Origin of the sequence: Bordetella avium (assembly GCF_034424645.1) — a bacterium.
In the GTDB taxonomy this organism is placed as follows: Bacteria; Pseudomonadota; Gammaproteobacteria; order Burkholderiales; family Burkholderiaceae_B; genus Bordetella; species Bordetella avium.
The window spans coordinates 3,576,643-3,590,215 of sequence record NZ_CP139969.1; the positions used below are offsets into that span (position 1 = coordinate 3,576,643).

The window sequence follows — 13,573 nt, forward strand, 5'->3', positions numbered from 1 at the left end:
GCCTTAGTATTTATCAGAGCGGCCGGTCAGGGCTACACCGACGCGCAGGGCCGTATAGGCCAGCGCGTCGAGCAGCCGGCGGCCCCACCCCCGACGCTGATAATCAAGCGGCCGGATGCCATGCCCGCCCTCGGCAATAGCGCTTTCCAGGCGCGCCTGCAAATCCCCGGCGAATGCGGCGTCATCCACCAAGACATTCGCCTCACGCGCCAACAAAAGGCTGAACGGGTCCAGGTTTGATGAGCCGACTGCCGCGATACCGTCCATCACGGCCACTTTCGCGTGCAGATAGGCAGGCATATATTCATAAATCTCGATACCGTCGCGCAGCAGCTGGTCATACAAGGCACGGGTCGCGAAATATTGCAGGTAATGATCAGGTTTGCCCTGGAGCAGCAGGCGTACGCGCACCCCCCGGGCGGCCGCCTGGGCCAAGGTCTGCCGAAACCGCCTGCCAGGAAAGAAATAGGCATTGGCAATCAGCACTTCATGGCGAGCCTGTTCAATGCAATGCAGATAGGCCCGTTCAAAGGTTTGACGAAAGCGCAAATTGTCACGCAACACCAGCGCGGCGCGCAGGCCACCGCCCGTCGGCGCATAGCGAGGGCGGCGCAAGCGCAGCTGCCGCAACGCTTCGGGATGACGCCGCAGGCTGGACAGGTTCAAACGCAGCCACAGCAGGTCTTGCATAGCGCGAATCTGCTGCACCAGAGGGCCCTCGACACGCACCGCGAAATCAAAGCGTGGGCCGCTCAGATCATCGGTGGGGTCCAGGTCATCGTAGTCATCGACGATATTGATCCCCCCCACAAACGCACTGTCGTCATCGACGACAGCCACCTTGCGATGCAGGCGGCGTAAACGGCTGCGCGAAAAAGCCAGACGAAAGCGTGGCTCGGGCCGATAAATGCGGCACAGGCCTCCGGCCTCCTGGATGCGGCGAGCAATGTCCGGAATCTCGCTGGCGCTGCCAAAACCATCTAGCACCAGCCGCACACGCACGCCGCGCCGCGCCGCACGCTCCAGGCAATCCAGCACCCGCTCGCCCGTGCGATCGAGCACGAAAATATAGGTTTCCAGGTGCACGCTCTGTTTCGCCTGATCAATGGCGGCGCATAGCGCGGGAAAGAACTCCGCCCCCGTCTGCAAAAGGCGTATCGTGTTTCCGTCTGTCCAGGACAGCCGGCCAACCCTCACGGCAGCTCCAGCTCCGTGAGCAGCGGCGCGTGATCAGAGAGCTTGGCCCATTGCCGGCCACGCAATACGCGGGCGCTGCGCACCGCGAAGCCACGCTGATAAATGCGATCGAGGCGAAACCAGGGGAACACCGCCGGAAACGTGCGCGGCGGCGGCAGAGGACAGTAAGTGCCATCCATGCCGAGCTGATTGCCCCGTTCCAGAACCACGGTATTACCCGGCACGCCGCGCAACGCAGCCGTCAGCCTGCGCAGAGAATCGCGCAGACGCGGCAGCTCGCCGCCAGAGGTACGGGGGGCATGGGAAAAGACCTCGTACAAGCCCAGTTGCTGCACGAACTGCGGGGCGAGTTTGTCTCCCCAATCGTTGAAATCGCCCGCGATGATCAAGGGCGCGCCATCCGGCACTTCGGCGCGTATCCGCTCGGTCAGCGCCTGAATCTGCCGCTGACGGCTGCTGGCGAACAGGCCCAGATGCACCACCAGACAATGCACCTCGGTGCCCCCCACGTCGATGCGCGCATGCAGCAGCCCACGCTGCTCCAGGCGATGATCGGAAATATCCTGATTGACGTGATCCACGATGTCGTAACGCGACAGCAGCGCATTACCGTGATCGGTGGCGGCGCGAACCGCATTGCATCCATAAGCCACGTTCAGGCGCAAAGCCGCCGCCAGCGACTCGTGCTGGGCATGCAACATGGACGTGGTTTCATTACGGCCCTGAACTTCCTGAAGAAACACCAGATCAGGACGCAGGCCATAGAGGCCCAGGCGCAGGTCATTGAGCGACTCATGCCGCCCGAGGGACGACCGGCCTTTGTGGATGTTGTAACTGACGACGCGAATAAGCGACATAAATCCTATGGCGCCTCATCTGTTGAGTAAGCGCCCGTGCCCTCAGGGAAAGCATCGGGCCGACACAGCGGCGCAACAGGCGCCGCTGTGTCTTAGCTTACTTCATTTCACTTCGGTGTTACGCAGGCGAATATGCAATTCGCGCAACTGCTTATCATCAACCGACGAAGGCGCTTGCGTGAGCAGATCCTGCGCGCGCTGCGTCTTCGGGAAGGCGATCACGTCACGGATGGAATCCGCGCCGGTCATCATGGTGACGATGCGATCCAGGCCGAAGGCAATGCCGCCGTGCGGGGGAGCGCCGTATTGCAGCGCATCCAGCAGGAAGCCGAACTTCTCGCGGGCCTCATCAGGACCGATCTTGAGCGCGCGGAACACCTTGCTCTGCACTTCTTCACGGTGGATACGCACCGAGCCGCCACCGATTTCCCAACCATTGAGCACCATGTCGTAAGCCTTGGCGAAAGCCTGGCTCGGATCGGTTTCGAGGAAGTCCTCGTGGCCGTCCTTGGGGCTGGTGAAGGGATGATGAGCAGCGGTGTAGCGGCCTTCTTCCTCGTCGTATTCGAACATGGGGAAGTCCACCACCCACAGCGGACGCCAGCCGCCAGAGAACAGGCCGGTTTTTTTGCCGAACTCGCTATGGCCGATCTTCACGCGCAACGCGCCGAGGGCATCGTTGACGACCTTGGCGCGGTCTGCGCCGAAGAAAATGATGTCGCCATCCTGAGCACCCGTGCGCTTGACCAGTTCAGCCAGAGCCGCGTCGTGCAGGTTCTTCACGATGGGCGATTGCAGGCCTTCACGGCCCTTGGCCACGTCATTGACCTTAATGTAGGCCAGCCCCTTGGCGCCATAGATGCCGACGAACTGCGTGTACGCATCGATCTCGCTGCGAGAAAGCTCGCCGCCACCCGGCACGCGCAGGGCGACTACACGGCTGCCCTGCGTGGTGGCCGCAGAGGCGAACACCTTGAAGTCCACGTCGCGCATGATGTCGGCCACATCGGTGAACTCGAGGTTCACGCGCATATCCGGCTTGTCGGAACCAAAGCGCGCCATCGCTTCGGTCCAGGTCATGATGGGGAAGGGATCGGGCAGATCGACATTCTGCACCACCTTGAAGACATGACGGATCATGCTTTCGAAAACGGCGCGGATCTCGGTTTCGGTCAGGAACGAGGTTTCGCAGTCGATCTGGGTAAATTCAGGCTGACGGTCAGCGCGCAGATCTTCGTCGCGGAAGCACTTGGTGATCTGGTAGTAACGGTCAAAGCCCGACACCATCAGCATCTGCTTGAACAGCTGGGGCGACTGAGGCAAGGCAAAGAAATGTCCGGCGTTCACGCGCGAAGGCACGAGGTAGTCACGGGCGCCCTCAGGAGTGCTCTTGGTCAGCATGGGGGTTTCGATATCAATGAAACCCAGTTGATCCAGAAACTTGCGCACTTCGATGGAGACGCGGTAGCGCAGCATCAGGTTGCGCTGCATCTGCGGACGGCGCAGGTCCAGCACACGGTGCGTAAGACGGGTGGTCTCGGAGAGGTTGTCGTCGTCGAGCTGGAACGGCGGCGTCACCGAGGGATTCAGGATTTCGACGTCACGGCACAGCACTTCCACCTCGCCCGAGGCCAGCTCGGCGTTGGTCGTGCCCTGGGGACGTTCGCGCACCAGCCCGGTCACGCGTACGCAAAACTCATTGCGCAGACGCTCGGCAGTGCCAAAGGCGCCGGCATTGTCTGGATCAAACACGATCTGGGCCAGCCCCGTGCGGTCGCGCAGGTCGATAAAAATCACCCCGCCGTGGTCGCGGCGGCGGTTCACCCAGCCGTACAGGGTGACAGTCTGGCCGAGATGGTCACGGCAAACCTGACCGGTGTAGCAGGTACGCATGCGGGATAACTCCGTTATAGGCTTGTAAGCGTAAAAAGGTTACGGTTCGGCGCGATGCGCCTCTGCCGGCGGGTGAGGGTGCATGCCGGAATGATCCGGCGGCGCCACCACGCCCATGGAAACGATGTACTTCAATGCCGCGTCGACCGACATGTCGAGATCGACCACTTCGCTGCGCGGCATCATGAGAAAAAAGCCCGAGGTCGGGTTGGGCGTAGTCGGGACGTACACGCTCAGGTGTTCACCCGGCAGATGCTGGGCGACCTCGCCACTCGGGGCACCTGTCAGAAAGGCAATGGTCCAGGAACCGGCACGCGGGTACTGGATCAGCACCGCCTGCCGGAATGCACGCCCATTGGGGGCGAGTACGGTGTCGCTGACTTGTTTGACCGAGTTGTAAATAGAGCGTACCAGCGGGATGCGTCCAAGAATACGTTCCCACTGGTCAAAAAGGCTACGCCCGATCAAATTGGCTGCCAACACGCCGGTAAGCAGCACCACCACGATCACCAGCACGAAGCCGAAACCGGGAATCTCGACGCCAAACAATGATTCTGACGACAGAAACCCTGGCACAAAGCCTTCGAGGGTGGCGACCAGCAGCCCCAGTACCCAGATCGTGATGGCCAGAGGTACCCAGATGAGCAGGCCGGCGATGAAATACTTCTTGAACACGATTAATCGGAAGTGCTTGAGGTGGGCGGACTCGCAGGCGGACTCGCACTCACCGCAGCGTCGCCGCTGCTCGGCGCGCTGGCGGTTTCGGCAGGCGCCGCCTTGCCGGTGGCAGCGTTGCTCGCACTGTTATTGCGGAAATCGGTTACGTACCAGCCCGATCCCTTGAGCTGAAAACCGGCGGCTGTCACCTGCTTGTTGAAGGTGTTGTGGCCGCATTCCGGACAGACAGTAAGTGGCGCATCGGACATTTTCTGCAGCACGTCTTTCGCGTAGCCGCAGCTACTGCATTTATAAGCGTAAATAGGCATGAAATGAAGGCTCCCAGCCGCACCGGCAAAGTGTTTCAGGCCCGGCGCACCCCCAAGAAAACATGAGGAAGCCCCTGAGCCCAGCCGAAAAATACGGGAAAGTCTTGAATTTTAGCGGTTTTTACGAACGTTCCCGGCATCCGCTTGCACAGCCCCTAAGGATGCGACCCCTTTATGTCGGCAAAAGGAAAAGCGCAGCCGCGACACAGGTGGGCACCAAGGCAGCCAGAAACAGCTTGCCGGAAGAAATACTGCCATCCGGGAAATGGCTTTTCAAAATGGCGAAACCGGCTGGATTGGGCGCATTGGCGATCACGGTCAGACCGCCGCCCGTCACGGCGCCCGCCACAAGCATATAACGCCAGCTGGCGCTGCTGCCTTCAACCAGAGACCCCAGATAAGTCAGTGCGGCATTGTCCGTAATCGCCGTGAGAACGGTTGCCCCCCAGAACAAGACCCAGGGCTCCAGCCCGCCCAACAAATCCTGCAACCACCATTTCTGCAGGCCGCCCAACACGACCAGACCGGCCAGAAAAAACCCCACCATCAGACCTTCCTTGACGAGCAGGCGGCTCTGGTGGCGCTTGTAAGCTTCGGCAAAGCCGATGAACATCATCATCAGGCCAAGAAACACCGCGGGATGGTGGGCCGTGAGCACCACGCCGACCAGAAACAGCACATGCACCAGCATGACAGGCCAGGGCACGGGCGCGCGCGCCTCGCCATCGGGCGCCTTGGCGTCACCGGCCAGCAGCGCCTCGCGGCACACCAAGGTCAGCACGGCGGCATTCAGAAAGACGGCGATCGCGGCGCGCCAGCCGAAGTTCGCCGCCATGAAAGCGGTATTCCACTCGAAAGTCGACGCCACCATCAGCACAGGCGGCGCGGCGTAAGAAGTCAGCACCCCGCCTATCGACACATTGACGAACAGCACACCCAAGGCAAGATACTTGAATCCGGCCCGTCCCTGCACACGGAAATACCCGTCGCGCAGCAATAGCGCCGCCAGCGTCATCGCGGCCGGTTCAGTAATGAAGGAGCCGCCCAAAGGCACCACCGACATCACGACAAAAAACGTGGCCAACTCGCGCCGCACGGGCAAAGCGCGTGCGATCACCTTCACCAGCATGTTCACGAGTTCGAGAATAGGCCGGCTGGATGCCACCACCATGATCACGAACACGAACAGGGGTTCGGTGAAATTGCGCGTGTCCATGTAAGCCACGGCGGCGTGGCTGCCCTGCAAGGCCGCCATCACGGCGATCAGGGCGAAAGCCCAAACGCCAAAGACCGCTTCGACCTCCGACAGGAGATGCCAGATGCCGGCATGCGGCCCATTGCGATGCGCCAGACGCGCAAAGACGGGCACCGAAAAAGTGTGCAGCACCGCCAGCGCGAAAAGCAGCGTGGCGATTATCTCGATAGGCTGAGTCATGGCAATCTCAGGGGGCCGCCCCGCCAACTTTGAACAAGAGCCGAAATATAACGCAGGCCATACCGAAGAAAGCGGGCCGGGCCGATGCTTAAGCTAAGGGTAAGCCCGCCTCAGCAGAGCCGCCCCCTTCTCGGCAATCATGATGGTGGGCGAATTGGTGTTGCCCGAGGTGATCAGCGGCATGATGGAGGCATCGATCACCCGTAAGCCGCTTACGCCTTTCACCCGCAATTGCGGGTCCACCACGGCGGCCTCATCCACACCCATCCGGCAAGTGCCCACCGGATGAAAAATAGTGGTGCCGATTTCGCGGGCGGCGTTTACCAGATCCTCGGCGGACTGCGCCTGGATGCCAGGCTTGTACTCCTGTGGTTGATAGGCCCGCAATGCAGGCTGAGCCACGATGCGCCGGGTCAGCCGGATGCTGTCGGCCGCCACCTGGCAGTCTTCCTCAGTGGACAAGTAGTTGCACAGAATCTCTGGCGGGGTCTGCGCATCCGCTGCCACAATCCGCACGCGGCCACGGCTGGTCGGCCTCAGATTGCACACAGAAGCGGTGAAGGCAGGAAAACCATGCAAAGCTTCGCCAAAGCGATCCAGCGAGAGGGGCTGCACGTGGTACTGCACATTGGCTCTGGACTGCTCCGCGCTGGAGCGCGCAAACGCGCCCAATTGCGAAGGGGCCATGCTTAGTGGCCCGCTGCGCGACCAAAGGTATTGCGCCGCCATCGCGGCCTTGCCCCACCAACTGCCCGCCATCGTATTCAGGGTGCGGGCATGCGACACCCGGTAGATAAGACGCAATTGCAGGTGGTCTTGCAGATTGCCTCCCACCCCCGGCGCATCATGCACAAGCGGCAAACCCAGAGACTGCAAATGCGCCCCCGGCCCCACGCCCGACAGCTGCAGCAGTTGGGCGGAGCCAATGGCGCCCGCGGACAGCACGACCTCGACGCGGGCCTGGGCCAAGCGGCGCTGGCCGCCATCGTTCAAGAATTGCAGCCCCACGGCACGGCGCTGTTCGAACACAATGCGCTCGGCGCGCGCCCCGGTCATGACGGTCAGATTGGGGCGCCGCCGCACCGGATGCAGAAAGGCCTTGGCGGCAGTCCAACGTACGCCGCGGTACTGATTCACTTCAAAATAATCACAGCCTTCGTTGTCGCCCTGGTTGAAATCCTGAACCGACGCGATACCGGTCTGTGCAGCAGCCAGACGAAACGCTTGCAGCAAATCCCAGGACAGGCGCTGGCGCTCCACGCGCCACTCGCCGCCCGCGCCATGAAACGCGCTGGCGCCCGCGTGATGGTCTTCGCAGGACTTGAAATAGGGCAAGACATCATCCCAGGCCCAACCGGTATTACCCAGAGCCGCCCAACCGTCGTAGTCGGCCTGCTGTCCGCGCATATAGATCATGCCGTTGATGGCAGAGCTGCCTCCCAGCACCCGGCCGCGCGGATAAACCAGGCTGCGGCCATTGAGGCCCGGATCGGCCTGTGTGCGATAGCACCAGTCTGTACGGGGATTGCCGATGCAATAGAGGTAGCCAACCGGGATATGTATCCAATGCCAATTGTCTTCGCCGCCGGCCTCGATCAGCAACACCCGCAAGGCCGGATCGGCAGACAAACGATTGGCGAGCAGACAGCCTGCCGAACCCGCTCCTACGATGATGTAGTCGAAAACCAGATCATTCGTGCCGACGGACGCGGTCATAGAGGCTGTCTCCAATGAGGGGCGCTCCAGCGCCTGCGGTGATGGCGCAGTTGTAGATCACCCAGACAACCCTGCCAACCCGGATCGCCCCCAAGAGCGGCATCTTCCTGCTTTATGCCAGGCGGCATATACCCGCCCATTAAGCGTTGAAAACGATGCGGATAGCGCCCCCCTTAAGGTATTGTTAGCAAATACTTACTTTCTTTTTATTATCCATAAAACCTTGATTTCTTACTGCCACCATCCACCTCAGATCGGCAGCCGGCCTGAACGTTCGCGCACAGGCGGTTGATGGCGGGGGAAGCCCTGCGCCCCGTCATCAACCCAGGCTCGGGCGATAGCCGCATCGCCGAGCCTGCTCATCTGCGCGACGGCCCTGTCCACCCTTAACGGGACCGGCGCACCCGCATTACGCGCTAAGCCGCGACCGACCGGCGCGCTGTCGCCGCCTAAAGCGCGCGAGGATAACGCCGGTCGAGCTCCGCCACCGCCGCCTCAAGCTGCGAGATGAGCGCAAGGCTAGCCGGCGCCATCGGGGCGCGCAAGTGCTCACGCAACACGCCCTGACGCGCCAGCAAACCCTTCAGGGGCGCGGGATTGGGCTCGGCGAACAGCAGGCGCATGACGGGTGCGAGCGCGTGATAAATCTGACGCGCCAACGCCACCTGCTGCGCCTGCATGGCCTGATACATGGCCACGAAAAGATCCGCCCGCACATGGGCCGACGCCGCGATCAAACCGCTGCCCCCCATCGCCAGCGTACCCAGCATCTGCATATCTTCGCCCGCCAAGACCTGCAAACCGCCATGTGCGATCAAAGCCTGCGTCTTATCGAGCGAACCGCCGCAGTCCTTCACGGCGCGGATATTGGGATGCTCGGCCAAAACCAGCAGCGTATCGATATCGATATGCTCGCCCGTGCGATAAGGAATGTCGTAGAGAATGAGCGGGACCGCCGACGCATCGGCCAGCGCCCGAAAATAGTCGGCCAGACCCGCCTGGCCCGGACGCACGTAGTAAGGCGCGGGCGTCAACAGTCCGGCCAGCCCCCGCGTGTTGAACACCGCCTGGCGGCGCAAGACATCGCGCTGATGATTGCCTGCCAAGCCCATCACGACCGGCAAGGCTCCCGCTTCATCGAGCACCGTATCCAACACGGCCAGTTGCTCGTATTCATCCATCGCGGCAGCTTCGCCCGTGCTGCCGCAGACCACCACGCCATCGACACCGGCATCGCGATACTGCCGCATCAGACGGCGCAGGGAAAACAGGTCAGGACCCTCTTCGTCAAACGGCGTGACGAGGGGCACCCAAACACCCTGAAAGGATGCGGTGCGGGAGGCGGTGTTAAGGGGTTCGACTTCGGTAATGCTCGACATGATTCACTCCTTCGGTAAGCCCGTGCAGAAGTGCGATGTCGAGAGGGAGAATGGGATTGCGCGTGTCGCGCAGCCGGCTCTGCCGCTGTTCCGTCGCCCATCTGACGGAACAGCCTGCTCCGGTCAGATGAGCCGCTGTTTTTTGGATTTCAGGCCAAACACCGCCACCGCGCATTGAGCGCGGGTAATGGCAGTGAAGGTTTGGGCCTGGTTCATATAAAACAGGAAAAAAAGAAAGGCAGCGCCGCAAATCTACGCGGCGATGCGCAGCTTGTCAACGCGCAAGGCTATGGAGGAAAACCTGGCATAGGGCTTCCATCCCCTCGCGGTCGGCGTCATCGAAACGGCCCGGCGTGGGGCTGTCCACATCCCAGACCCCCAACAACTGCCCATCCCGCAACAGCGGCACCACGATTTCAGAACGCGACGCCGCATCGCAAGCGATATGGCCGGGAAATGCATGCACATCCGGCACAACCTGGGTCTGGCGCAGGCTGGCCGCCGCGCCGCACACGCCACGCGCCAAGGCGATGCGCACGCAAGCGGGTTTGCCTTGAAAAGGGCCTAGCACCAGCTCCTGGCCATCAAAGAAATAAAAGCCCGACCAATTGATGTCCGGCACAGACTGCCAGATCAAGGCCGCGAAATTGGCCGCATTGGCGATACGATCATGCTCGCCATCGAGCAGCGCGCGCGCCTGGGCGGCCAGCTCCTGATAAAACTGAGGCTTGAAGTCGGTCGAAAGCGTACTGGCCTGGAACATGGCGGCTACCGTTTTGTAACTTAAATTTACTGTACAGGAAGAAATCGTGCGCGGTGATTTTAGGCCTGCCTCGGACATACGGCGCCCTGTGCCACAATAAAAAATATCAAGCACGTTTCTTTATTTATCCGTAACACCCCATGGACAAGCCCTTCGAACCCACGTGCACCTTCTCGGAACGCGCGCAACAACTGACCAGTTCCGCCATCCGTGAACTCCTCAAGATCACCGAGCGCCCCGAGGTGATTTCCTTCGCCGGCGGACTGCCCGCGCCTGGCGGTTTTCCCATCGAGGTAGTACGCGCAGCCTTCGATAAGGTGTTGTCCACCAATGGCCGGGCGGCCCTGCAATATGGCCCGACCGAAGGCTATGCGCCGCTGCGCCAATGGCTGGCCGATGACCTGAGCCGCACAGGCGCGCACGTGACGGCGGATCAGATCCTCATCGTATCGGGTTCGCAGCAAGCGCTGGATCTGCTGGGCAAAGTCCTGATCGACAAAGACAGCAAGGTGCTCGTCGAAGACCCCACCTACCTGGGCGCCCTACAGTCTTTCAGCCTTTACCAGCCGCGCTACGTGCCCGTGCCGACCGACGACGGCGGCCTGATTCCCGAGTTGATCACCCCTGAGTTGGCCGACGGCGCGCGCTTTCTCTACGCCCTGCCTAACTTCCAGAATCCGACTGGCCGCACGATGAACCGCGAACGCCGCGTGGCACTGGTGCAGCGCGCCGCCGCGTTGGGCCTGCCCATCATCGAAGATGATCCCTATGGCGAGCTGCGCTATGCGGGAGAGCCTCAGCCCGGGCTGCAAGCCCTCGGCGAGGAGTTCGGCGCGACGGTGATCCGCCTGGGCACCTTCTCCAAGGTGCTCGCACCCGGCCTGCGTCTGGGCTATATCGCCGGGCCCCGCAAAATCATCAATAAGCTGACCCAGGCCAAGCAGGCCACGGACCTGCACACGCCCACCCTCACGCAGATGGCGGTCTACGAAATCATCAAAGACGGCTTTCTCGACGAACATCTGCCCAACGTGCGTGAGATCTATCGCCGCCAAGGCAGTTGCATGCTGGAAGCCGTTACGCGCGAATTCCCGGCCAGTGTTCACTGGACGAAACCGGAAGGCGGCATGTTCCTCTGGGTCACGCTGCCCGAACATGTCGACAGCACTAAGCTGCTGGCGCAAGCCATCGAACAGAATGTGGCCTTCGTCCCCGGTGGCCCCTTCTACACCGGCACACCACGTAGCAACACGCTGCGCCTGAGCTTCGCTACGGTGCCTGAAGATAAGATCAACACCGGTATCGCCATCCTCGGAAAACTGCTGCATAAACACGTCTGACCCCGCCTGGCTCGGTCATGCGCTATAGTCGGGCGCGGCGGCACATGCCGCCGCGCCCCCTTTTCTTGACGGTATTGCCTACAGTGACTGCGACCTCCCATCCCGACCTGAGTGACATCGTCTTCGACGACTGGGTCGAACGATGGCTGCCCCGCTCCTGGCGCCCCTACGCCCGCCTGTGCCGCCTGGATCGCCCGATTGGCACCTGGCTGACGCTGCTGCCCTGCATTGCCGCCTTGGTGCAGGCAGCCGGCGGCTGGCCGGATGTGTGGCGCCTGATCATTTTTTCGCTCGGCGCCTTGCTCATGCGGGGCATTGGTTGCACAGTCAACGATATGTGGGATCGCGATATCGACAAACATGTCGAGCGCACCCGTTTCCGTCCCCTGACCAGCGGTCAACTCAGCATGCGCCAGGCGGTCTGGTTTCTCCTGGGGCAATTGCTGGTCTGCGCGTCGCTGCTGTTTTTCATCAATGATCTAAGCCGCTGGTGGGCTTTGGGCGTGCTGCCCTTTGTGTTCATCTACCCCTTTTGCAAGCGCGTCACCTATTGGCCCCAGGCCGTGCTGGGGGTGTGCTTTAACTGGGGCATGCTGATGGCCTGGACCGACACGCAAAACCACCTGCCCCTGGCTGGCGTGGCGATGTGGCTGGGCGCGGTGCTGTGGCAGATCGGTTACGACAGCATTTATGCCTATGTCGACGTGCGCGACGACCGCAAACTGGGTTTGCACTCCACGGCCATGCGTTTCGCCGATCAGGGCAAACGCTGGATCGGCGGTTTTTACCTGGCCTCGGCCTTGCTGTGGGCCTGGGCAGGCTATGCGATGGGTATGGGTTGGACCTACTTTGTGGGCATGGCGCTGGTGGCCTTGCACCTGACATGGCAACTGCTTGTTTTCGATCTGCGCCGTCCGGACCGCAACTTCATGCTGTTCCGCGCCAATCTCTGGACGGGCGTGTTGCTAATCGCCTCCGCCCTTGCTGGCACCCTGCTCTGAACATTGAGCGCCGCCTAAGCTGCCTCAGACTAACCTGTGCGGGACTACCCATGAATATGGGATTATTCGCCGGAATTTAGGCATATTGCCAATGAAATTGGAATAATGTTTTTTACTTTACCGGGTTTATCCCAGGTCACGACAGGTAGAGAATGACTTCATCGGGACACAAACAAGGGGCCAAAAGCCCCGTCAGTTTGCATCCGCAATCACCTAACGGAGGATTACCATGAAGTTACTCGCTACGGCTGTCGTACTGTCTTTGGGCGTGATGGCCGGCGCCCAGGCTGCGGATATTGAGCCCACCCGTGCTCAGGTCCAGGCTGAACTGGCGCAGGCCAAGGCTTCGGGTCAATACACTTTCGGCGAAGAAGCCTACCCTGCCGCCATCGTCCAGCATGGCGAGCTCAGTTCGGCCCAGGTGCGCCAGGAACTGGCGCAGGCCGAACAGGCCGGGCTCGTCACCACCGCTGATGGCGATTACCCGCCCGCCGCGCAAGCGGGCGACAGCACCCTGACCCGCGCCCAAGTCCGTGCGGATCTGGCCCACGCCAAGGCTGAAGGCCTCGTGACCTACGGCAACCTGGACTATCCGCCGCATCATGGCTGATACACGGCGCCGCTAAGCTCGGCGCCCGCGAAGCCCGCCTCGAGTGCAAGCTCGCAGGCGGGCTTTTTCATGGACAGCATCGCTTCAGGCCCCGCCCTCAGGGTGGCGCGCGCCGACACGCTTGTTCTGGTTCAGTCTCGTGCAAACACTGGCTCACGCGATTGACAGGGTCGGCCTGCGCCCGCTCACTGCTCGGCGACGATTTCGGCCACCTGAGGCCGTTGGTCTCTCCCATCGCAAATCCATCACTGGCATGAACCGCTGTTGCTCGCCTTTCAGCAGGGTCGTCGCAATATCCCAAGCATCTGAAGTAAAACCCTAAAACCCGGTCATCATGCGCAGCCGCCACGCACAAACTGCTATGACTAGCCACCGCATGCCTGGACAGCGCCCCAT

The 13,573-nt window shown here is 61.4% G+C and carries 12 protein-coding genes; 3 read left to right on the forward strand and 9 right to left on the reverse strand.

Going from position 1 to position 13,573, the window contains the following annotated elements; genetic code table 11:
- Window positions 1–3 precede the first annotated feature (3 nt).
- The 9 genes from clsB to U0029_RS16595 all read right to left on the reverse strand — a co-directional run bounded on the left by clsB (window position 4) and on the right by U0029_RS16595 (window position 10,226).
- The gene (gene clsB / locus U0029_RS16555) at window positions 4–1,197 is read right to left on the reverse strand and encodes a cardiolipin synthase ClsB (RefSeq protein WP_039051816.1); all 1,194 of its coding nucleotides are present in this window, start codon (window positions 1,195–1,197) and stop codon (window positions 4–6) included.
- Window positions 1,194–2,054 (reverse strand): endonuclease/exonuclease/phosphatase family protein, encoded by an 861-nt coding sequence (locus U0029_RS16560; RefSeq protein WP_012415820.1) that lies wholly within the window; start codon window positions 2,052–2,054, stop codon window positions 1,194–1,196. Before U0029_RS16560 ends, clsB begins: the two co-directional genes overlap by 4 nt.
- A gap of 102 nt (window positions 2,055–2,156) precedes the next feature.
- Window positions 2,157–3,947, reverse strand: a complete 1,791-nt coding sequence (gene aspS, locus U0029_RS16565; protein ID WP_012415819.1) for an aspartate--tRNA ligase — start codon at window positions 3,945–3,947, stop codon at window positions 2,157–2,159.
- A 39-nt stretch (window positions 3,948–3,986) separates the two neighbouring features.
- Window positions 3,987–4,622, reverse strand: coding sequence for a DUF502 domain-containing protein (locus U0029_RS16570; protein ID WP_039051815.1), 636 nt, complete (start codon window positions 4,620–4,622; stop codon window positions 3,987–3,989).
- Window positions 4,623–4,624: 2 nt separating this feature from the next.
- A complete protein-coding gene (locus U0029_RS16575) occupies window positions 4,625–4,933 on the reverse strand; it encodes an FmdB family zinc ribbon protein (protein ID WP_012415817.1) in 309 nt (102 codons plus the stop codon).
- A gap of 172 nt (window positions 4,934–5,105) precedes the next feature.
- Entirely contained in the window at window positions 5,106–6,368 is a 1,263-nt protein-coding gene (locus U0029_RS16580; protein WP_114851583.1) for a putative Na+/H+ antiporter, read from the reverse strand.
- A gap of 93 nt (window positions 6,369–6,461) precedes the next feature.
- The gene (locus tag U0029_RS16585) at window positions 6,462–8,084 is read right to left on the reverse strand and encodes a GMC family oxidoreductase (RefSeq protein ID WP_114851582.1); all 1,623 of its coding nucleotides are present in this window, start codon (window positions 8,082–8,084) and stop codon (window positions 6,462–6,464) included.
- A 449-nt stretch (window positions 8,085–8,533) separates the two neighbouring features.
- Window positions 8,534–9,463 carry a 4-hydroxy-tetrahydrodipicolinate synthase gene (gene dapA / locus U0029_RS16590; RefSeq protein ID WP_114851581.1) on the reverse strand — a complete coding sequence of 310 codons (930 nt, stop codon included), beginning with the start codon at window positions 9,461–9,463 and terminating at the stop codon, window positions 8,534–8,536.
- Between the two features lie 274 nt (window positions 9,464–9,737).
- Entirely contained in the window at window positions 9,738–10,226 is a 489-nt protein-coding gene (locus tag U0029_RS16595; protein ID WP_012415813.1) for a GAF domain-containing protein, read from the reverse strand.
- Window positions 10,227–10,366: 140 nt separating this feature from the next.
- On the opposite strand from U0029_RS16595, the gene U0029_RS16600 reads away from it, so the two are divergent.
- The 3 genes from U0029_RS16600 (at window position 10,367) to U0029_RS16610 (ending at window position 13,177) form a co-directional block, all read left to right on the forward strand.
- Window positions 10,367–11,566, forward strand: a complete 1,200-nt coding sequence (locus U0029_RS16600; protein WP_012415812.1) for an aminotransferase-like domain-containing protein — start codon at window positions 10,367–10,369, stop codon at window positions 11,564–11,566.
- Between the two features lie 44 nt (window positions 11,567–11,610).
- Window positions 11,611–12,567 (forward strand): 4-hydroxybenzoate octaprenyltransferase, encoded by a 957-nt coding sequence (gene ubiA / locus U0029_RS16605; protein ID WP_049794104.1) that lies wholly within the window; start codon window positions 11,611–11,613, stop codon window positions 12,565–12,567.
- A 229-nt stretch (window positions 12,568–12,796) separates the two neighbouring features.
- Window positions 12,797–13,177 carry a DUF4148 domain-containing protein gene (locus U0029_RS16610; protein ID WP_012415810.1) on the forward strand — a complete coding sequence of 127 codons (381 nt, stop codon included), beginning with the start codon at window positions 12,797–12,799 and terminating at the stop codon, window positions 13,175–13,177.
- Window positions 13,178–13,573: the final 396 nt, after the last annotated feature.

Bases quoted from the DNA above. Each gene is read 5' to 3' on its own strand.
- U0029_RS16610 (WP_012415810.1), top strand. From the start codon at position 12,797: ATGAAGTTACTCGCTACGGCTGTCGTACTGTCTTTGGGCGTGATGGCC.
- U0029_RS16560 (WP_012415820.1), bottom strand. From the start codon at position 2,054: ATGTCGCTTATTCGCGTCGTCAGTTACAACATCCACAAAGGCCGGTCG.
- U0029_RS16585 (WP_114851582.1), bottom strand. From the start codon at position 8,084: ATGACCGCGTCCGTCGGCACGAATGATCTGGTTTTCGACTACATCATC.
- U0029_RS16600 (WP_012415812.1), top strand. From the start codon at position 10,367: ATGGACAAGCCCTTCGAACCCACGTGCACCTTCTCGGAACGCGCGCAA.
- dapA (WP_114851581.1), bottom strand. From the start codon at position 9,463: ATGTCGAGCATTACCGAAGTCGAACCCCTTAACACCGCCTCCCGCACC.
- U0029_RS16580 (WP_114851583.1), bottom strand. From the start codon at position 6,368: ATGACTCAGCCTATCGAGATAATCGCCACGCTGCTTTTCGCGCTGGCG.
- U0029_RS16575 (WP_012415817.1), bottom strand. From the start codon at position 4,933: ATGCCTATTTACGCTTATAAATGCAGTAGCTGCGGCTACGCGAAAGAC.
- U0029_RS16595 (WP_012415813.1), bottom strand. From the start codon at position 10,226: ATGTTCCAGGCCAGTACGCTTTCGACCGACTTCAAGCCTCAGTTTTAT.
- ubiA (WP_049794104.1), top strand. From the start codon at position 11,611: ATGCCGCCGCGCCCCCTTTTCTTGACGGTATTGCCTACAGTGACTGCG.
- aspS (WP_012415819.1), bottom strand. From the start codon at position 3,947: ATGCGTACCTGCTACACCGGTCAGGTTTGCCGTGACCATCTCGGCCAG.